The sequence below is a fragment of the Frateuria sp. GZRe14 genome (genome assembly GCF_051900395.1).
Classification (GTDB): Bacteria; Pseudomonadota; Gammaproteobacteria; order Xanthomonadales; family Rhodanobacteraceae; genus Frateuria_A; species Frateuria_A edaphi.
The window spans coordinates 33,224-51,526 of record NZ_JBHZGJ010000002.1; the positions used below are offsets into that span (position 1 = coordinate 33,224).

17 protein-coding genes are annotated in these 18,303 nt (G+C 69.3%); 6 read left to right on the forward strand and 11 right to left on the reverse strand.

Annotated elements, in window-relative coordinates:
* Nucleotides 1-54 precede the first annotated feature (54 nt).
* The 4 genes from ACFWZ1_RS14300 to ACFWZ1_RS14315 all read left to right on the forward strand — a co-directional run bounded on the left by ACFWZ1_RS14300 (nucleotide 55) and on the right by ACFWZ1_RS14315 (nucleotide 4,678).
* Nucleotides 55-2,241, forward strand: coding sequence for a TIR domain-containing protein (locus ACFWZ1_RS14300; RefSeq protein WP_439666935.1), 2,187 nt, complete (start codon nucleotides 55-57; stop codon nucleotides 2,239-2,241).
* Nucleotides 2,242-2,267: 26 nt separating this feature from the next.
* Nucleotides 2,268-2,642, forward strand: coding sequence for a hypothetical protein (locus tag ACFWZ1_RS14305; RefSeq protein WP_231321490.1), 375 nt, complete (start codon nucleotides 2,268-2,270; stop codon nucleotides 2,640-2,642).
* A 95-nt stretch (nucleotides 2,643-2,737) separates the two neighbouring features.
* Nucleotides 2,738-2,896, forward strand: coding sequence for a hypothetical protein (locus ACFWZ1_RS14310; RefSeq protein ID WP_439666936.1), 159 nt, complete (start codon nucleotides 2,738-2,740; stop codon nucleotides 2,894-2,896).
* Nucleotides 2,897-2,986: 90 nt separating this feature from the next.
* A complete protein-coding gene (locus ACFWZ1_RS14315; RefSeq protein ID WP_439666937.1) occupies nucleotides 2,987-4,678 on the forward strand; it encodes a hypothetical protein in 1,692 nt (563 codons plus the stop codon).
* Between the two features lie 16 nt (nucleotides 4,679-4,694).
* Here the strand turns inward: ACFWZ1_RS14315 and glmS are convergent, their stop codons facing one another.
* From glmS to ACFWZ1_RS14340, 5 genes are all read right to left on the reverse strand, one after another.
* Nucleotides 4,695-6,524, reverse strand: a complete 1,830-nt coding sequence (glmS, locus tag ACFWZ1_RS14320; protein WP_231321495.1) for a glutamine--fructose-6-phosphate transaminase (isomerizing) — start codon at nucleotides 6,522-6,524, stop codon at nucleotides 4,695-4,697.
* A gap of 71 nt (nucleotides 6,525-6,595) precedes the next feature.
* Nucleotides 6,596-7,966, reverse strand: coding sequence for a pyridoxal-phosphate dependent enzyme (locus ACFWZ1_RS14325; protein ID WP_231321496.1), 1,371 nt, complete (start codon nucleotides 7,964-7,966; stop codon nucleotides 6,596-6,598).
* A gap of 172 nt (nucleotides 7,967-8,138) precedes the next feature.
* The gene (locus tag ACFWZ1_RS14330; RefSeq protein ID WP_231321497.1) at nucleotides 8,139-8,366 is read right to left on the reverse strand and encodes a YdcH family protein; all 228 of its coding nucleotides are present in this window, start codon (nucleotides 8,364-8,366) and stop codon (nucleotides 8,139-8,141) included.
* A 344-nt stretch (nucleotides 8,367-8,710) separates the two neighbouring features.
* A complete protein-coding gene (locus ACFWZ1_RS14335; protein ID WP_231321498.1) occupies nucleotides 8,711-9,367 on the reverse strand; it encodes a hypothetical protein in 657 nt (218 codons plus the stop codon).
* Nucleotides 9,364-9,939 (reverse strand): DUF4398 domain-containing protein, encoded by a 576-nt coding sequence (locus ACFWZ1_RS14340; protein ID WP_439666938.1) that lies wholly within the window; start codon nucleotides 9,937-9,939, stop codon nucleotides 9,364-9,366. Before ACFWZ1_RS14340 ends, ACFWZ1_RS14335 begins: the two co-directional genes overlap by 4 nt.
* Before the next feature lie 97 nt (nucleotides 9,940-10,036).
* On the opposite strand from ACFWZ1_RS14340, the gene ACFWZ1_RS14345 reads away from it, so the two are divergent.
* Entirely contained in the window at nucleotides 10,037-11,152 is a 1,116-nt protein-coding gene (locus ACFWZ1_RS14345) for a PilT/PilU family type 4a pilus ATPase (RefSeq protein ID WP_231321500.1), read from the forward strand.
* A 148-nt stretch (nucleotides 11,153-11,300) separates the two neighbouring features.
* Here the strand turns inward: ACFWZ1_RS14345 and mnhG are convergent, their stop codons facing one another.
* The 6 genes from mnhG to ACFWZ1_RS14375 are packed head-to-tail and all read right to left on the reverse strand — an operon-like array spanning nucleotide 11,301 to nucleotide 17,175.
* A complete protein-coding gene (mnhG, locus tag ACFWZ1_RS14350) occupies nucleotides 11,301-11,642 on the reverse strand; it encodes a monovalent cation/H(+) antiporter subunit G (RefSeq protein WP_439666939.1) in 342 nt (113 codons plus the stop codon).
* Nucleotides 11,639-11,920 carry a K+/H+ antiporter subunit F gene (locus tag ACFWZ1_RS14355; RefSeq protein WP_209622171.1) on the reverse strand — a complete coding sequence of 94 codons (282 nt, stop codon included), beginning with the start codon at nucleotides 11,918-11,920 and terminating at the stop codon, nucleotides 11,639-11,641. The genes mnhG and ACFWZ1_RS14355 overlap by 4 nt, the downstream gene beginning before the upstream one ends.
* Complete coding sequence (locus tag ACFWZ1_RS14360; RefSeq protein ID WP_439666940.1) at nucleotides 11,917-12,402, reverse strand: Na+/H+ antiporter subunit E; 486 nt, start codon at nucleotides 12,400-12,402, stop codon at nucleotides 11,917-11,919. The genes ACFWZ1_RS14355 and ACFWZ1_RS14360 overlap by 4 nt, the downstream gene beginning before the upstream one ends.
* The gene (locus ACFWZ1_RS14365) at nucleotides 12,399-13,952 is read right to left on the reverse strand and encodes a monovalent cation/H+ antiporter subunit D (RefSeq protein ID WP_439666941.1); all 1,554 of its coding nucleotides are present in this window, start codon (nucleotides 13,950-13,952) and stop codon (nucleotides 12,399-12,401) included. Before ACFWZ1_RS14365 ends, ACFWZ1_RS14360 begins: the two co-directional genes overlap by 4 nt.
* Nucleotides 13,949-14,287, reverse strand: coding sequence for a Na+/H+ antiporter subunit C (locus ACFWZ1_RS14370; RefSeq protein WP_439666942.1), 339 nt, complete (start codon nucleotides 14,285-14,287; stop codon nucleotides 13,949-13,951). The genes ACFWZ1_RS14365 and ACFWZ1_RS14370 overlap by 4 nt, the downstream gene beginning before the upstream one ends.
* Nucleotides 14,287-17,175, reverse strand: coding sequence for a monovalent cation/H+ antiporter subunit A (locus tag ACFWZ1_RS14375; RefSeq protein WP_439666943.1), 2,889 nt, complete (start codon nucleotides 17,173-17,175; stop codon nucleotides 14,287-14,289). The genes ACFWZ1_RS14370 and ACFWZ1_RS14375 overlap by 1 nt, the downstream gene beginning before the upstream one ends.
* A 190-nt stretch (nucleotides 17,176-17,365) precedes the next feature.
* Here ACFWZ1_RS14375 and ACFWZ1_RS14380 point away from each other — a divergent pair, with 190 nt between their 5' ends.
* The gene (locus ACFWZ1_RS14380) at nucleotides 17,366-18,250 is read left to right on the forward strand and encodes a universal stress protein (RefSeq protein WP_439666944.1); all 885 of its coding nucleotides are present in this window, start codon (nucleotides 17,366-17,368) and stop codon (nucleotides 18,248-18,250) included.
* The last annotated feature ends 53 nt before the right edge of the window (nucleotides 18,251-18,303 follow it).

Genomic DNA, 18,303 nt, shown 5'->3' on the forward strand with positions numbered 1-18,303 from the left:
TCCGCCCGCCGCCAGCGCCAGGGGACTGTGCGACTCGCCAAAGGGTCGTGCGCCATGAACCAGGTTTCCGCCGAAGGCGAATACCGCTACCGCGCGTTCATCAGTTACAGCCACCGCGACCGGCGCTGGGCCGAGTGGCTGCATCGTGCCCTGGAAACCTACCGCGTGCCCTCGCGCCTGGTCGGCCAGGTCACGGACGCGGGCATCGTGCCGCGGCGGCTCGCTCCCATCTTCCGCGATCGCGAGGAACTGGCCAGCTCCCACGACCTGGGCCACAAGGTGGACCTGGCGCTGGCGCAATCGGCCAACCTGATCGTCGTGTGCTCCCCCGCGGCGGCCGCCTCGCGCTGGGTGGGCGCCGAGATACGTGCGTTCCGGCGGCTCGGCCGCAACGATCGCATCTTCTGCCTCATCGTCGCCGGCGAACCCAATGCGCCGGCCGGGCAGTCCGCCGAGGAATGCCTTTCCCCCGCGTTGTGCGGCCCTATGGACGGCCAGACCGATGCGGAGCAAGACGAGCCGATCGCCGCCGACGTGCGCCCAGGCAAGGACGGCAAACAGGCGGCCAAACTCAAACTCGTGGCCGGCCTGCTCGGACTGGAACTGGACCAGCTGCGCCGGCGCGAGCTGCAACGGCGCAACCGGCGGCTCGCGGCGGTTGCGGCGCTGTCCACGCTGGTGATGCTGGTGACCACCCTGCTGGCGATCGACGCGATGATCGCCCGCCGCACCGCCGAGCGCCGGCAGAAGCAGGCCGAGGCGTTGATCGGCTTCATGCTCGGCGACCTCAACGACAAGCTGGCGCAGGTGCAGCGGCTGGACATCCTGGAAGCGGTCGACGACAAGGCGATGGCTTACTTCCAGTCCCTGCCCGCCACGGACGTGACCGACGACGTGCTGGAACAGCGCGCCAAGGCGCTGGAGAAGATCGGCAGCGTGCGGCTGGACCAGGGGCGCCTGGCCGCCGCCACGAGCGCGTACCGGGCCGCCGAACCGCTGGCGCGGGCGCTTGCCCAGGCGGCGCCGGCCGACCGCGAAAGGCAGATTGCCTACGCGCGGGTGCAGGCCTTCCTCGGCATGAGTGACTGGTACCAGGGCCACCTCGAGGCGGCTGGTCGCTACTTCGCCGCGGCGCAGGCCACGCTCGAGCGGCTGGGCGCGCCGGCGCGCACCGACCCGCGGGTGCTGTTCGAACTGAGCACGCTGGACAACGACATCGGCCACGTTCTGGAAGCGGGGGGCCGCCTGGACGAAGCCGCCGTGCACTACCAGCGCATGCTCGAACGCTGCCGCCTGCTGGCCGCCCACCCCTCGCCGCGCAGCGAGTGGCTCGAACACCTGGGCGAGGCACACAACAACCTGGGCAAGGTGGCCCTGATGCGCGGCGACCTGCTGACCGCGATCGACGAGTATTCGGCGGACGATGCGATCGAAACGCAGCTGAGCCAGGCCCACCCGCAGGACAACGGCCAGCACCAGAACATGGCGCGCGTGCGCGCCATCCTGGCTCGCACGCTGGCCCTGGCCGGTCGCATCGAACAGGCGGACCGCGACACCGGGGAGGCGCTGGCGGTGATCGAGGACATCCACCGATTCGATCCCAGCCTGACCGACGCCAGGGAGAGCCTCGGCCTGTACTCGACCCAGCTTGCCCGTCTGCGACGCATGCAGGGCGACACCCGCTCGCCCCGCGCCCTGTTGGCGCGCGCGACCGGCACGCTCGAGGGCCTGGCGCATCACGATCCCAGCAACACCGGCTGGCAGCAGGACCTGGCCGATGCCCGCATCGAGCGCGCGGCATGGCTGCAGGCGACCGGGCGCCCTGACCAGGCGCGGGCCGACGCGCAGGCCGCGCTGGCGGTGCTCACGCCCCTGCTGGCGGACCAGCCGGACGAACGCGCCCTGCTGCTCTCCACCGTGCGCGCGCGCCTGCAACTGGCCGACCTGCAGACCGGCAAGGACGCCGAAGGCTTGCGGTTGTCCGCCCTGCAGGACTTGCGCGGGGTCGGCAGCGGCGCCGGCGACGTCCGCCTGCTCGCCGCGCAGGTCGACGCCCTGCTCGCTCTGGGCCACATCGACGAGGCCCGTCCGCTGGTCCGGCGGCTGTGGTCCTCGGGCTACCGCGAACCGGCGCTGGTCCGGCGGCTGGCGCGGGCGGACATCACGTTCGGGCCTAACCCCGCCTTCGAGCAACGCCTGCAAGACGTCCTCGACCGGCGCGCACTCGCACTCGCGCGCTGACCTCCACCACCCCACGGGAGAACACCATGGATCACGTGCTCAACGTCAGTCTGGACAAGTCCACCACGCCCTGGCTGGTCGACATCGACCAGCACGGCAACGCCAACCAGGTCGGGCGCAGCCCGCAGCCGCAGACCCTGGCCTGGGAGCTGACCGGCAACGCCGCCGGCGGCGACCTGTTGCCGCTGCAATGGGTCGAGCCACCTCCGCCGGGCATTTTCGGCCCGCCCGAGGTGGCTGCCAACGGCCAGCGCATGACCATGACCGACCTCAACGACGACCAGGATTCGACCGGCACCTGGATCTACAGCCTGAGCCTGACGCTGGACGGCCAGGAGTACTCCACGCAGGGAACCATACCCACTGGCACCACGACCAATCCATCGATCAAGAACAACTGATCCCGTCGCACCGGCATCACCGGCGCGTAACGACGCAAGACGTACACGCACACGGCGGCCGTGCCGGCCGCCGCCAGGCCCATCGGAGGCTGACCATGACCAAGCCACGCACCATCCAGGGCACCCCGGACGAACCGAAGTCGACCGCCGAGCGCAAACCGCCCGACAACCCGCCAGAGGAACTCGAGATTCCCGAAGACACACTGGCCGCGGCCAGCACGCGGGATCCGACGATCATCAATCGCACCAGCTAGCACTCGCCGCGCAGCCGAACGACGGTTGCGCAAGGAACGGCGGCCGCCCCGGCCGCCGTGGCGCCTCCGGCCGCAAGCCCTGGAGCACCCATGACGCCCCTGGTGATCGGCGTGACCAGCCATCGCGACCTGCCGCCGGCCGACATCGAGGCCGTCCGTGCAGCCGTGCGGCAACTGTTCGGGACGCTGCGGGAATCCTGGCCTTCGCTGCCGCTGGTGGTGCTTTCCGCGCTGGCCGAGGGCGGTGATCAACTGGTGGCCGAGGAAGCACTGGCGCAGGGCGCGCGGTTGATCGCCCCGCTGCCACTGCCGCGCGAACTCTATGTGGAAGACTTCACCGACGCGGTGGCGCGCACGCGTTTCGAGGCGCTCTGCGGGCAGGCCGAGGTGATGACGTTGCCGGTGCGCAAGGGTCACTCGCACCGCGAGGTGGGCAACCCCGGCACCGCGCGCGACCAGCAATACGCGCAGGCGGGCGTGTACATCGCCAGCCACTGCCACATCCTGCTGGCGATCTGGGACGGCCAGCCCTCCGACCGTCTCGGCGGCACCGCGCAGATCGTGCGCTACCACCTGCGCGGCACCCTGCCCGGCCCGCCCAGTGAGGACCGCGACCCGCACCACATCCTGGCCGCGGGCGACGAGCGGCTGCTCTATCACGTGCTCTGCGGGCGGGCAGACCTGGCCGACGATGCACGCCCGGCGGTCACGGCTTCCTGGCGGCATGCCCTGGCGGCGACGCCCGAAGACCACCTGCCGGCGCCGTTCCGGCTGATGTTCGACCGCATGGCCGAATTCAACGACGAATGCACCACGTACGCCGACGCGATCGATGCATCGACGCGCCCCGGCGTGCACGTCGATCCCGCCACGCCGGCCACGGCCCGCATGGGCATCGAGCGCACCTTCCACGAAGCGGACTGGCTGGCCATGCACTTCCAGCACCGCGTGCTGCTGGCCATGCGCACCATCTACACGCTGGCTGCCCTGATGGGCATCGCCTTCACCTGCTACGCGCACTTCGCCGAGCAGAACTACCTGATCTACCTGTTTTTGCTGCTGTTCGCCCTCGGCACCACCATGACCGCGATCGCCAAGCGCCGCGGCTGGCATCGCAAGTACCTCGATTACCGGGCGTTGGCCGAAGGGCTGCGCATCCAGTCGTACTGGCGGCGCGCCGGCATCTCATTGACGCGCGACCACGCCTTCGCGCACGACGACTTCCTGCAGCGCCAGAACGTCGAGCTGGGCTGGATCCGCAACGTGATGCGCGCCTCGGGCCTGCCGCCCAGCTACGCGCCGCCGGCGAACGCGGCCGAACTGGCCGGCGTGATCGCCGAGTGGGTGGGCGAGCCGGGCCGCTCGGGCCAGCTGCATTACTACGAGCGCAAGAGCATCGAATGCGCCGGGCTGCATCGCGTGACCGAGGCACTGGGCGCGCTGAGCCTGTGGGGCGGCGTGTCGATCAGCGTGTTGCTGGCGGTGTTCGCGTTGCGCCTGGAGGATGAAACCAAGGCCGGCCTGGTCGCGGTGATGGGCATCCTCTCGATCATCGCCGCCGTGCGCCAGGCGTACGCCTACCGCAAGGCCGACAAGGTGCTGCTGAAACAGTACCGCTTCATGGAGCGCATCCTCGGTACCGCGCGCTCGGCGCTGGACCAGACCGACGACCCGGCCGAACAACGCTCCATCCTGCGCGCGCTCGGCCACGCCGCGCTGACCGAGCACGCCGAGTGGACCCTGATGCAACGCGAACGGCAGGTCGAGCACGGGCCGATGTAGCCCGTGCCGCCCAAGCTCATTCCACCGTGACCGACTTGGCGAGGTTGCGCGGCTGGTCGACGTCCGTGCCGCGCAGCACGGCGACGTGGTAGGCGAGCAACTGCAGCGGCACGGTGAACACGGCCGGCGCGATGAAGTCGCCGCCGCCGTCGATGCGCAGGGTGGTGCCGGTGGCGTTGCCCGCATCCATCGGCGCGTCGCCATCGGCGAACACGATCAGCCGGCCGCCGCGGGCGCGCACTTCCTGCAGGTTGGATTTGAGCTTGTCCAGCAGCGGACCGTTGGGCGCCACCGCGACCACCGGCATGGCTTCGTCGACCAGCGCCAGCGGACCATGCTTGAGCTCGCCGGCGGGATAGGCCTCGGCGTGGATGTAGGAGATTTCCTTGAGCTTGAGCGAGCCCTCCAGCGCGACCGGAAACTGTGCGCCGCGGCCCAGGAACAGCGCGTGTTCCAGGGGCACGAACAAGGCCGCCAGTTCCACGATCTGCGGTTCCAGCTGGAGCGCCTCCTCGATCGCGCGCGGCAGGTGCGCCAGCTGCGCGCACAGGTCGGCGTAGCGCGCCTTGTCCAGCCCGCGCTGCTCGGCCAGCTTCAGGCACAGCAGCGCGAGCGCGGCGAGCTGGGTGGTGAACGCCTTGGTCGAGGCCACGCCGATCTCGGGACCCGCGCGCGTCATCAGCTTGAGGTCCGCCTCGCGCACCACCGAGGACTCCGGCACGTTGCAGATCGCCAGCGTGGCCAGGTAGCCGCGGCGACGTGATTCACGCATCGCCGCCAGCGTGTCGGCGGTTTCGCCGGACTGCGAGATCGCCACGAACAGGGTGTCGGCCGGAACCACCGTGTCGCGGTAACGGTATTCGCTGGCCACTTCGACGTTGACCGGCAGGCGCGCGTGTTCCTCGATCCAGTACTTGGCGACCAGGCCGGCGTGGTAGCTGGTGCCGCAGGCGACGATGTGGATACCCTTCACCTTCGCCAGCAGCTCGTCGCCGCCGACGCCGAAGATGTTCGGCAGCACGCCGTGCGGGCCGATGCGCGCCTCCAGCGTGTCGTTGACCGCGCGCGGTTGCTCGTGGATTTCCTTCTGCATGTAATGGCGGTAGTCGCCACGCTCGACCGCGTCCGTCGACAGCTCGCTCTGGTGCACCGCGCGCTCGACCGGCGTGCCGTCCAGGCCGTAGACCTGCACGCTGTCGCGGGTGATCTCCACCACGTCGTCCTCGTCCAGGTAGAGCATACGATTGGTGACCTGGATCAGCGCCTGCGCGTCGGAGCCCAGGAAGTTCTCGCCGATGCCGATGCCGACCAGCAACGGCGCGCCGCGGCGGGCGCCAACCACGTGGCCGGGCTCGTCGCGGCTGATCACGGCGATGGCGTAGGCGCCCTCCAGCGAACGCACGGTGGCGAGCACCGCCTCGCGCAGCTGCATGCCGCCGGCGATGCGCTCCTCGATCAGCGCGGCCATCACCTCGGTGTCGGTCTCGGAGGTGAACACGTGGCCGCGCGCCTGCAGTTCGGCGCGCAGGTCGGCGTAATTCTCGATGATGCCGTTGTGCACCAGCGCGACGCGGCCGACCATGTGCGGATGAGCATTGGCCTCGTTCGGCACGCCATGGGTGGCCCAGCGCGTGTGCGCGATGCCGGTGCCGCCGCGCAGCGGGTCGGCCAGGTACAACGCCTCCATCTCGCGCACCTTGCCCTTGGCGCGCACGCGGCGGACCTGTCCGGCTTCGAGCACGGCCAGGCCGGCGGAGTCGTAGCCGCGGTATTCGAGCGCCTTGAGGCCGGCGATCAGCAGCGGGGCGACGTCGCGCTGGGCGGTGGCGGCAACGATTCCACACATGGGGTCAGGCTTCCTTCGGGGCGAGGGCGGAGCGTAGTTACGGTTTCGCGAAGACGGCGTCGCGACGGCGCTTAGTGCACCTTGCGCCGCAGGTAGTTCAAAAGGTCGATGCGGGTGATCAGGCCCAGGAACTGGTCGCCGTCGACCACGATCGCCACGTGCCCGCGCTCGAACACCGGCAGCAGCGCTTCGATCGGCGAGTGCACGTCAAGCTTGGTGAGCGAGGTGATCATCGCGGTGGAGACCGGGTCGCGGAAGCGCACCTCGTTGGCGTGCACGTGCATCAGCACGTCCGACTCGTCCAGGATGCCGACCAGCTTCTGGCCATCCATCACCGGCAGCTGCGAGACGTCGTACAGCTTCATGCGGGTGTAGGCGGTCATCAGCAGCTCGTTCGGGCCGACCACCACGGTGTCGCGCTGCGCGAACGGGCGCAGCAGGAGGTCGCGCAGGTCGCCGTACTGGTGGCGCTCGATGAAGCCGTTGTCCAGCATCCAGTAGTCGTTGTACATCTTGGACAGGTACTTGTTGCCGGTGTCGCAGACCAGCGTCACCACGCGCTTGGGCGTGCCCTGCTCGCGGCAGTACTTGAGCGTGGCGGCCAGCAGCGTGCCGGTGGAGGAGCCGCCGAGGATGCCCTCCTTCGCCAGCAGCTCGCGCGCGGTGAGGAAGCTTTCGCGGTCGGAGATGGCGTAGGCCTTCTTCACGCGCGAGAAGTCGCTGATGGTCGGCAGGAAGTCCTCGCCGATGCCTTCGACCATCCAGCTGGCGGACTTGTCCGAGAGCGTGCCCTCGTTGATGTACTGCGCCAGGATCGAGCCGACAGGGTCGGCCAGCACGATCTCGGTGTCCGGCGAATGTTCGGCGAAGAACTGCGACAGGCCGGTCATGGTGCCGGAGGAGCCGCAGCCGATCACCACCGCGTCGACGCGCCCGTCCATCTGCTCGAGGATTTCCGGCCCGGTGGTCTGGATGTGCGCACGCGGGTTGTCCGGGTTGCCGAACTGGTTGATGAAGTAGGCGCCGGGCGTTTCGCGGGCGATCCGCTCGGCCATGTCCTGGTAGTACTCGGGGTGGCCCTTGGCCACGTCCGAGCGCGTCAGCACCACTTCGGCGCCCATCGCCTTGAGGTTGAAGATCTTCTCGCGGCTCATCTTGTCCGGCACCACCAGGATCAACCGGTAGCCCTTGGCCTGCGCGACCAGCGCCAGCCCCAGGCCGGTGTTGCCGGCGGTGCCCTCGACCAGCGTGGCGCCGGGCTGGATCTTACCGGCGCGCTCGGCGCCCTCGATCATCGACAGGCCGATGCGGTCCTTGATCGAACCGCCCGGGTTGGCGCTTTCGAGCTTGAGGAACAGCTCGCACAACCCCGTATCGAGGCGCTGGGCCTTCACCATCGGGGTGTTCCCGATCAGTTCGAGCACGCTTTGGTGGACCGTCATGGCAACTCCGTCGAAAGGCGGCGCCCGCGGGCGCTGGACAAGCCCGGAATGATAACCGAGCCGCCCGCCACGGTTGCGTCCGGCAGCCTTTGCGCCACGTGCGGGCTTCAGAAACGACGCGGCCCCGGCGCTTCGCGATGAAGGGCCGGGGCCGTCAAGGAAAACGGTGGAATCAGTGGATCCGTGGGACTCGCGCATCCCACATGCGTTGCAGGCGTTCCTTGGCGTGGAGCTTTTCCTTCTTCATGCCGGCCAAGGTGACATCGTCGATGGGAAGCACGCCGATTTCGGCATCGTGCACCTTGCTTTTCAATTCGCGGTGATGCTGGAAGAGCCGGCGAAATTCGGCATCGGCCTTCATAAATGCTTCGACATCGTCACGCTGCTGGTTTTCGAACATGATCCGACCTCCTCGCGAGATGAGCGGGCGCGTGATCGGCACGCCCGCGGGCGGATGAAGCGCGCGCACCCACGTCCCGTACGCATGAACGCGAAACAGGAACAATCGTTCGGGGAAAATGGGCGCATGTTTCAGGTCAGTGAGCCATGGAACGGGTGCGCCATGGCAGCCCTGACCCTACTCCCGCGCCCGGGGGCGTGCAAGCCACCGCGGGAGACCGCAAGGGCACGCGATTTCCACGGTTGAGCCCGCCTATGCGACGTATGGCCGCCTGCAGGGAGCGCCGTCGGGCGCGACCGGGGGACGGTCGCCCAAACGACGCTCCTGCAAGGCGTGACGGGCGCTCAGTGGCCCTTGGCGCCCTTGCTGGAACTCTTCTTCGGCGTGGGCTTTTCGGCAGGCGCGGGGGACTCGTCTCCCTGCATCTGCGAGCGCATGGCGCGCGCGGCCTGGGCGGCAGCTTCGGCCTCACGGCGAGCCGCGCGGGCGACGCGGCTCTGCGCGGCGGCCAGCTTCTTGGCACGCTCGGCCTCCGCGCGCGCCTGCTCGGCGGCCTGCGAGGCCTCCATGCCCTGTTGCTGCAGACGGGCGGCTTCTTCCTGCGCCATCTGGTACTGCATGCGCTGGCGCTCCAGTTCCATGCGCGCGGCTTCCGCCTCGCGGCGGCTGGCGTCCAGCAGGATCTGCGCGTGTTCGCGGTCGAGCTGGTCGAGCTTTTCGCGGGCGTCCTGCAACTGCGCGGCAGCCTTGGCCAGGTCGACGCGACGTTCGGCCAGGTACAGCGCGTGCGGGCGCTCGCTGCGGCTGGACTGTTCCAGCCGGTCGATCGCGGCGTGGGCGAGCGCCTGCTCGGCCTGGGCATAAGTGCCCAGGGTGGGGTCGCTGGCCAGCTGGTTGAGGCTGGAGTTGAGGCGGTTGACGTCCATGTCGTCCTGGCGCGCCAGGGCCGGGCCGGCCAGCACAAGCAGGCCAATCAACGCGGTGGTGGCAAGGCGCTTCATCGCTGGCCTCCGTCGTTCGTCCGGGTGCTCGACGCAGGCGCGGGCATCGGCTGGAAGCCGCCATCCTGCGGCAGCGGCGCGGACAACACCGAGGCCGACGGGGCCGGCATGTCCTCGAGCGTTTCGGGGGCGCTGCTGCCGGAGGCCGGCGCGGCGGCCGGGGCCGGCTGGGGGTGCTGCTCGGTCTGCTGGCGCAGCCCGGCATTTTCCTCGACCTTGGCCTGGATCTGGGCGCGGGCGCTGCCCAGCTGTGCGCGGGTACGGGCCAGTTCGGCGTCGGCGCGGGCCTCCTCGGCCAGGTTGGCGGCGTCGGCGTACTTGCGGGCCGCCATCGCGGACTGCGCCTGCTGGAATTTGGCCTGGGCGAACCCGAGGTCGACCGGATCGTAATCGGCCGCGCCGGCGTCGCGGGCCGACTGCAGCAGCGCCTGGGCCTGGTTCATCGAAGCGTCCGGCGGAGGGACCGTGGCGCAGCCGGCCAACGCCAGCATTGCCAGTCCCAGGGTCAAGCCACCGGCTGCCCGGCCGATACGCTTGATGCGCCCGGGCGGCCGGGAAAAGATGTGCACCATCACTCATTCCTCGCGCAGTGTCGCCGCGTATTGTGGGCAGGCATAATCCTGCTTTGCAACGCGCCACAAGAACGCGCGACCACCTCAGGGGTCCTTCGTGGATATCGGTTACTTCCTCAAGCTGATGGTAGACAAGGGCGCGTCGGACATGTTCCTGACCACCGGCGCCCCGGTGAACATCAAAGTCGAGGGCAAGCTCTACCCGCTCGGCAACACCGGCCTGCCCAGCGGCATGGTCAAGAAGATCGCCTATTCGCTGATGGACGAGGGCCAGGTGCCGCAGTTCGAGCGCGACCTGGAACTGAACATGGCGCTGGCGGTGAAGGAAGCCGGCCGCTTCCGCATCAACGTGTTCAAGCAGCGCGGCGAAGTGGGCATGGTGATCCGCGCGATCAAGAGCGAGATCCCCTCGATCGACCAGCTGCAACTGCCGACCATCTTCCGCGACCTGATCATGGAGCAGCGCGGCCTGATCCTGGTGGTCGGCGCTACCGGCTCGGGCAAGTCGACCACGCTGGCGGCGATGCTCGACCAGCGCAATTCCAACTCGCCCGGCCACATCCTCACCATCGAGGACCCGATCGAATACCTGCACCGGCACAAGAAGTCGATCATCAACCAGCGCGAGGTCGGGCTGGATACGCACAGCTATCACGAGGCGCTGAAGAACGCGATGCGCGAGGCGCCGGACGTGATCATGATCGGCGAGATCCGCGACACCGACACGATGGAGGCGGCGGTCGCGTTCTCCGAAACCGGCCACCTGTGCCTGGCCACGTTGCACTCGAACAACGCCGACCAGACGCTGGAGCGCATCCTCAACTTCTTCCCCGAATCGGCGCACAAGAACGTGCTGATGAACCTGGCGCTCAACCTGCGCGCGGTGATCAGCCAGCGCCTGGTGATCGGCAAGGACGGGCGCCGCGTGCCGGCGGTGGAAGTGCTGCTGAACACGCCGCTGATCCGCGACATGATCCGCCGCGGCCAGATCCACGAGATCAAGGAAGCGATGGACCGCAGCCTGCAGGAAGGCATGCAGACCTTCGACCAGTCGCTGTACAAGCTCTACAAGAGCGGCCGCATCGAGCTGGAGGAAGCGCTGGCCAAGGCCGACTCGCGCGATGGCCTGGCGCTGAAGATCCGCCTGTCCGAGGGCGGCGGGGCCGAGGCCACCGAACTGGTCGGGAACGATCCGTACGGCCTGGGGTTCTGAACCTGGCAAGCCGGCACTGAAGGAAGGGCGCAGCGATGCGCCCTTCCTTTTTGGCTCGTATCACTCGATTCCCTGGCCCAGGGGCATCCTTCCCCGAGTTTCGGCAAACATCACTCCGCGAAAGCGGGAAGCGCGGCCGGTGCGGACCTCAGCGCGGCGGCATCTGCTGTCCGTCCTCGACCCGGTGCCGGTACAGCGCCGCGCGCACCAGCAGCATCAGCGTGATCGGCGTGGTCAGCGTGAGGAACACGCCGATCAGGATCACGTGCAACACCGGCCGCCCCTGCATTGCCGAAAAACAGACTACCGACGCGGCGACCATGAAGAACGTACCCAACGTGCTGCCCAGCGTGGGTGCATGCACGCGCTTGTAGAAGTCACGCAGGCGCAGCAGCCCCAGGGACCCGGTGAAGGCGAAGCCGGCGCCGAGCAGTACCAGCACGCCCACCAGCACGGCGACCCATGGCGGCAGGCCGTCGAGATGGTTCATTCGATCACCTCTCCGCGCAGCAGGAACTTGGAAAACGCCACCGTGCCGGCGAAGCCCAGCAACGCGATGATCAATCCGGCTTCCACGTACAGCACGCTGCCGGTGCGGATGCCGATCGAGAGCAACAGCAGCATCGCGTTGACGTAGAGCGCATCGAGCGCCAGCACGCGATCCTGCGCGCGCGGCCCGCGCACCATGCGGATGATCGCGCAGGCCATCGCCAGCAGCAGCAGGAGCTGGGCGACCACCACCGCGATCGCGAGGAAGCCATGGCTCATTGGAAGATCTCCTTGAGCGGCTGCTCGTAGCGCCGCTTGATCGTGTCGATCCAGACCGACTCGTCGACCAGGTCCAGCACGTGGATCAGCAATACGTTGCGCCTTGAATCGTGGTCGACCCAGATCGTCCCCGGCGTCGAGGTGATGATGCAGGCCAGCGCCGCCAGCCCGTAGGGGTCGGTGAGCTCCAGCGGGATCTCGACGAAGCCGGAAACGAAACGCCCCCGCCGGCGCAGCACGATCCCGGCCACCGCCAGGTTGGAGCGCACGATGTCGCGGATCACCCGCAGCAGCAGTCGCACCATCAGCGGTACGTTGCGCACCCGTGCCGGCGGCGCACGCAGCTTGCCAAACGCCCACGCCAGGCCCGGCGCGATCACCATGCCGGTAAGCCACGTCCCGGGCGCCAGGCTCTGCTGGAGCAGCAGCCAGGCCAGCAGCAGGAAGCCGGCCATCAGTGGATGCGGTACCAGTCGCGTCATGGCAGCACCGCCCGGATGTAGTGCTGCGGCGCATGCAGTTGCGCGGCCGTGTCCATCAGGTAGCGCATCGGGGCGCCGGCCAGCACGGTCAGGCCCAGGCACAGCGCCAGCAGGATCACCACCGAAGCCGCCTCACCCGCACGGATGGCGGGAAACACCCAATCCTCGTCGGCCCAGAAAACCTGGATGCCGGTGCGGCACATCGCGATCACCGTGCACAGGCCGGCCGCCACGATCAGCGCGAACAGGGCCGCCGCGCCCGCTCCGCCGCCCAGCATCGGCGACAGCAGCGCGAACTTGGCCAGGAAGCCGGACAGCGGCGGCAGTCCCGCCAGCACGAGCGCGCAGACCAGGAAACACGCGCCCAGCAAGGCCACCGGCGCCGGCACGCCGGCCGGGCTCTCGTCCTCGTCGGCGTACAGCGCCATGCCGGTCGGGTCGTAGGGCTCCAGCAGCGAGGCGCCCTCGGCGTCCTCGCGCGGCGCGATCAACCCGGCAAGCAGGAAGAACGCGGCGATCGCCAGCGTCGAGACGACCAGATAAGCCAGTGCACCGGCCGTCACCGCCGGCTGCTGCAGGCCGACCGCGCCGAGCAGGCTGCCGGAGGACACCAGCACGTTGTAGCCGGCGAGCTTGCCCAGCTCGCGCGCGCCCAGCATGCCGACCACGCCCACCGCCACGGTCGCCGCGCCACCCCACAGCAGCCAGCCGGCGCCGAAATGCGCCGAGGCGGGGCCCGCCCCGTCGCCGAACAGCAGCAGGCTCAGCCGCAACAACACGTACACGCCCACCTTGGTCATCACCGCAAACATCGCCGCCACCGGCGCCGGCGCGGCGGCATAAGTGCGCGGCAGCCAGAAGCCCAGCGGCCACATCGCAGCCTTGACCAGGAAGGCGATGCCAAGGATCGCCGCGCCGGCGTGCATCAGCGCACGCGTGTTGTCCGGCACCCGCGGCACCAATTGCGCCAGCGCCGCCATGTTGAGCGTGCCGGTGACGCCGAAGATCAGGCTCACGCCGATCAGGAACAGCATCGAGGCAAGCAGGTTGACCACGATGTAATGCATCCCGGCGCTTACCCGCCGCGCGCCCGGCCGATACAGCGCCAGCCCGTAGGAGGCGGCCAGCAGCACCTCGAAGAACACGAACAGGTTGAACAGGTCCCCGGTGAGGAAGGCGCCGTCGAGCCCCATCAACAGGAACTGCACCAGCGGCTGCACCGGCCCGCCCGGCCGCCGGCGGCGGCCCAGCGCGCAGGGCAGCAGTGCCAGCGCCAGCACGGCGGTGAGCAACAACATCAGGGCGGAAAGCCGGTCGGCTACCAGCACGATCCCGAAGCGGGCCGGCCAGTCGCCGATGCGATAGACCACGGCCGGTTCGTCGCCCGCGCCTACCCGCAACAGCAATGCCACGGCCAGCCCCACCAGCGCCACGCAGGAGGCCGTACCCAGCGCCGCCACGGCGCCGCGCCGGCGCTCGCCCAGCAACAATTGCAGCGCGCCCACCGCCAGCGGCAGCACGATCGGCCAGACCAGCAGGTGCGCGCTCACGGCGTACCGTCCTTGCCGTCGACGTGGTCGTTGCCGGTCAGCCCGCGGGAGGCCAGCAGCACCACCAGGAACAGCGCGGTGGTGGCGAAGCCGATCACGATCGCGGTGAGCACCAGCGCCTGCGGCAACGGGTCGGTGTAGCGCGAAAGGTCGGCGCCACCGCGCAGCACCGGATCGGCGCCGGTACGCAGGCCGCCGATGCAGAAGATGAAGAGGTTGACCGCATAGGAAAGCAAGGTCAGTCCGATGATCACCTGGAACGTGCGCGGGCGCAGCAGCAGCCATACGCCGCAGCCCGCCAGCACGCCGATCGCCAGGGCCAGCACGAGCTCCATCAGCGGTCCTCCGGTAGTTCATCGACGGATGCGCGCGGCCGGCGCAGCGACTGGTGCGCCAGCGCCACCAGCATGAGCGAGGTTGCACCCACCACCACGCCGAACACGCCCAGGTCGAACAGCATCGCCGAGGCCAGCGGCAGCTCACCCAGCAGCGGCAATGCCAAGTGGCGCGAGTGCGAGGTGAGGAAGGGATAGCCCAGGAGCATCGAGCCCAGGCCAGTCGCCACCGCCAGCAAAAGGCCGGCACCGATCCAGCGCACCGGGGCCACGCGCAGCCGCGTCTCCACCCAGCGCGCACCGCGCGCCATGTACAGCAGGATCAGCGCCACCGACACCGTGATGCCGGCGGCAAAACCGCCGCCGGGAAGATCGTGCCCGCGCAGGAACAGGTGCACGCCGAACAGTACGACCACGGGTGCCATCAGCTGGATGATCAGTCCCGGGATGCGCAGGTAGTCGGCCAGCGCCGGCCGCGCATCCGTACCGGCGGCCGCATCCCAGGCCGCCTGCAGGCGCTGCTGCGCGGGCGCGTCCACGCTCTCGACGGCCGGGCGAAAGCGACGCAGCAGCGCAAATACCGATAGCGCCACGATCGCCAGCACGGTGATCTCGCCCAGCGTGTCGAAGCCGCGGAAATCGACCAGGATCACGTTCACCACGTTGTGGCCGCCGCCCTCGCTGTAGGCGCGCTCCAGGAAGAAACGGGAGATCGAATCGGCCACCGGATGGCGCATCGCCGCATAGGCCAGCGCCGCCATGCCCAAGCCCGCGCCGGCCGCTACCAGCGCATCGCGGTAGCGACGAAACCGCGCGCGCGGCGTGTCCAGTGCCAACCCGGCGATGCGCTTGGGCAGCCAGCGCAGCCCGAGCAGGATCACGATGGTGGTGACCACCTCCACCAGCAGTTGGGTCGCGGCCAGATCCGGCGCCGACAGCCACACGAAACTCACGCACGACACCAGCCCGGCGCCACCGGTGAGCACCAGTGCAGCCAGCCGGTGGAACTTGGCCTGCCACGCGGCCCCCACCGCGCAGGCGCCGCCGAGCAGCCACAGCAGCCCGAAGGCCGGGTCCACGCCCGTGGCGCGCAGGCCGAAGCGCAGCGGCGTACCCCACATCGCCAGCCCCGCCGCGACCATCGCCGCCAGCACGATCAGCAGCAGCTGCGGCTGCAGCCGACGCCCCGGGAAAGTGCGCTCCAGTGCGCCCGGCAGGCTCGAGGTCAGCAACGCCAGCACGCGTTCGAACAGCAGTCGTCCGCTCAACCGGCCCAGCAGCGGCACGGTGTCGCGCGAGGCGAACCAGTGGCGCAACGCGGCGTAGGTCGCACAGCCGGCGGCGAACGCCACCGCGCTCATCAGTAGTGGCGCATTCAGCCCGTGCCACACCTTGAGGTCGAACGCCGGTGTGTCCACTCCCAGCACTGCCCGCGCCGCCGCCTGCAGGAACGGCCCGATCACCCGCGCCGGCAGCACGCCCACCAGCACGCAGGCCAGCGCCAGCAGGCCGATCGGCAGCCGCATCCAGCGCGGCGGCTCGTGCGGCTGGCGCGGCAACTCCGAGCGCGCCCGGCCGAAGAACACGCCGATCACGAAACGCAATGAGTAGACCACCGAGAAGGCACTGGCCAGGACCGCGATCGAGGCTGACAGCACGTCCACCACCGGACCGTGGTGGGTGGACACCGCCACCGCGAAGAACATCTCCTTCGACAGGAACCCGTTGAGCAACGGAACGCCCGCCATCGCCGCGGCGGCGATCATCGCCAGCGTCGCGGTGATCGGCATCGCGTGGCGCAGGCCGCCGAGCCGGCGCAGGTCGCGCGTGCCCGCCTCGTGGTCGACCGCGCCTGCGGCCATGAACAGCGATGCCTTGAAGGTGGCGTGGTTGACGATGTGGAAGATCGCCGCCACCGCGCCCAGCGCGCTGCCCAGGCCCAGCAGCATGGTGATCAGGCCCAGGTGGCTGATCGTCGAATAGGCCAGCACGGCTTTCAGGTCGCGCTGGAACACCGCCGCGGCCGCGCCCAGCAGCAGGCTGGACAAACCTGCGCCGCCGACGATCCAGAACCAGGCATCGGTGCCTGAGAGCACCGGCCAGAAGCGCAGCAGCAGGAACACCCCGGCCTTGACCATCGTCGCCGAATGCAGGAACGAGGACACCGGCGTGGGTGCGGACATCGCCTGCGGCAGCCAGAAGTGGAACGGAAACTGCGCGCTCTTGGTCAGCGCGCCCAGCAGCACCAGCACCAGCATCGGTGTGTACAGCGCCGAGGCGCGCACGCGCTCGCCCGCGGCCAGGATCACGTCCAGGTCGTAGCTCCCGGCGATGCGCCCCAGCAGCATCATGCCGGCGAACAGGCACAGGCCGCCGCCGGCGGTGACGATCAGCGCCATGCGCGCGCCCTCGCGCGCCGACGCGCCCTGGTTCCAGTAACCGATCAGCAGGAACGAGAACAGGCTGGTCAGTTCCCAGAAGAACACCAGCTGGATCACATTGCCGGACATCACCACGCCCAGCATCGAACCCATGAAGGCCAGCAGCAGCGCGTAGAAGCGCGTGAGCGGATCCTCCGGCGGCATGTAGTAGCGCGCGTACATGCCCACCAGCAGGCCGATGCCGCAGACGAGCATGAGGAACAGCCAGGAAAAGCCGTCCACCCGCAGCACCAACTCCAGACCCAGCGAAGGCACCCAGCGCACGGCGCTGCGCAATGCCGTCCCGTCGGCCAGCGCCGGATGCAGCATCGCCGACATCACCAGCCCGACCGCCGCGGTCACCAGCATCAACCCGGTCGCCGCCTGCCGACCGCGCAGCCACGGCACCACGAGGCTCGCCGCGAAGGGCAGGCAGAGGATGGCGAGCGAGGCTGTGTCGTAGGGCATCAGGCCACCGTTCGTGGAGGAGGCGTCCACCGGCGCGGTGCGCGAACGACCGCGGCACATCCGTTGGGGAAACGGGGCGCGCGGGTGCTGGTGGAAGGCCGTCAGCCCGAGTCTACAGGCCGCCTCGCGCCAGCGGAAAGCTCTATAGTCCAGACAGGCCGCCACGCCACACCTCGACCGGAGAGCGCGCATGAACGACCCCGTCACGTCACCGGCGTCGCCGCAGCGGATCCTGTTGGCGACTGACCTGAGCAGCCGTTGCGATCGCGCGCTGGATCGCGCCGTGCAACTGTCGCGGCAGTGGCAGGCCGAGCTGCACGTGGTGCACGTGCTGGTCCCCGGCAACGAAGGCAGTTGGCCCGCGACGCCCGCGCCCTCCTGGCGACATGCGCCGACCACCGCGACGGTGGCCGAGCGGCAGTTGCGTCGCGACCTCGGGGACGATGTGGCCGGCCTGGTACTGCACGTGATCGAGGGCGACCCGGCTGCCACCATCCTGGACACCGCCACGCGCGAACATTGCGAACTGGTCGTGCTCGGCGCTGGCGAAACGCCGGCACACGGCACGCTCGGCCATGTCACGGAGTTCCTGCTGCGCAAATCGCCGGCCTCGCTGCTGGTGGTGCGCGAGCGTCCGCACGGGGTTTATGCGCACGTGCTGGTGGGTACCGATTTCACCGCCGAGTCGCGCCACGGGCTGATCGCATCCGCCCGCTGGTTCCCCACCGCCCGGCTGGCGCTGATGCACGTGCTGGACATCCCCTACAAGTCGCTGTGGCTCGACGCGGAACATGGTGAGGAACTGGCTCGGATGGAGATGGCGACGATGCAGTCCTTCCTCGCCGACACGCCGCTGGCGGCCGAGGTCCGCGCGCAGGTGCTGACGCTGGTCGAGCACGGTCATCCGGAAGTGATGCTGCGCGAGTACGTGGTCGAGAAGGAAGCCGACCTGGTGGTGATCAGCGCCTTCCGCCGCGGCCTGGCGTTCCATCTGCTGGTCGGCGGGACTTCGCGGCGCATCGTGCCGGCGATTCCTACCGACGTGTTGCTGGTGCGCGCGGTGGCGGATTCATAGCTGGCCTGGGCGGGAGGCGACGGCAAGGCTTTCCCCACCTGCCCCCCGGCCGC

Coding starts and splice junctions, on each gene's coding strand:
- ACFWZ1_RS14300 (WP_439666935.1), top strand. CDS start 55: ATGAACCAGGTTTCCGCCGAAGGCGAATACCGCTACCGCGCGTTCATC.
- ACFWZ1_RS14305 (WP_231321490.1), top strand. CDS start 2,268: ATGGATCACGTGCTCAACGTCAGTCTGGACAAGTCCACCACGCCCTGG.
- ACFWZ1_RS14310 (WP_439666936.1), top strand. CDS start 2,738: ATGACCAAGCCACGCACCATCCAGGGCACCCCGGACGAACCGAAGTCG.
- ACFWZ1_RS14315 (WP_439666937.1), top strand. CDS start 2,987: ATGACGCCCCTGGTGATCGGCGTGACCAGCCATCGCGACCTGCCGCCG.
- glmS (WP_231321495.1), bottom strand. CDS start 6,524: ATGTGTGGAATCGTTGCCGCCACCGCCCAGCGCGACGTCGCCCCGCTG.
- ACFWZ1_RS14325 (WP_231321496.1), bottom strand. CDS start 7,966: ATGACGGTCCACCAAAGCGTGCTCGAACTGATCGGGAACACCCCGATG.
- ACFWZ1_RS14330 (WP_231321497.1), bottom strand. CDS start 8,366: ATGTTCGAAAACCAGCAGCGTGACGATGTCGAAGCATTTATGAAGGCC.
- ACFWZ1_RS14335 (WP_231321498.1), bottom strand. CDS start 9,367: ATGAAGCGCCTTGCCACCACCGCGTTGATTGGCCTGCTTGTGCTGGCC.
- ACFWZ1_RS14340 (WP_439666938.1), bottom strand. CDS start 9,939: ATGGTGCACATCTTTTCCCGGCCGCCCGGGCGCATCAAGCGTATCGGC.
- mnhG (WP_439666939.1), bottom strand. CDS start 11,642: ATGAACCATCTCGACGGCCTGCCGCCATGGGTCGCCGTGCTGGTGGGC.
- ACFWZ1_RS14355 (WP_209622171.1), bottom strand. CDS start 11,920: ATGAGCCATGGCTTCCTCGCGATCGCGGTGGTGGTCGCCCAGCTCCTG.
- ACFWZ1_RS14360 (WP_439666940.1), bottom strand. CDS start 12,402: ATGACGCGACTGGTACCGCATCCACTGATGGCCGGCTTCCTGCTGCTG.
- ACFWZ1_RS14370 (WP_439666942.1), bottom strand. CDS start 14,287: ATGGAGCTCGTGCTGGCCCTGGCGATCGGCGTGCTGGCGGGCTGCGGC.
- ACFWZ1_RS14375 (WP_439666943.1), bottom strand. CDS start 17,175: ATGCCCTACGACACAGCCTCGCTCGCCATCCTCTGCCTGCCCTTCGCG.
- ACFWZ1_RS14380 (WP_439666944.1), top strand. CDS start 17,366: ATGAACGACCCCGTCACGTCACCGGCGTCGCCGCAGCGGATCCTGTTG.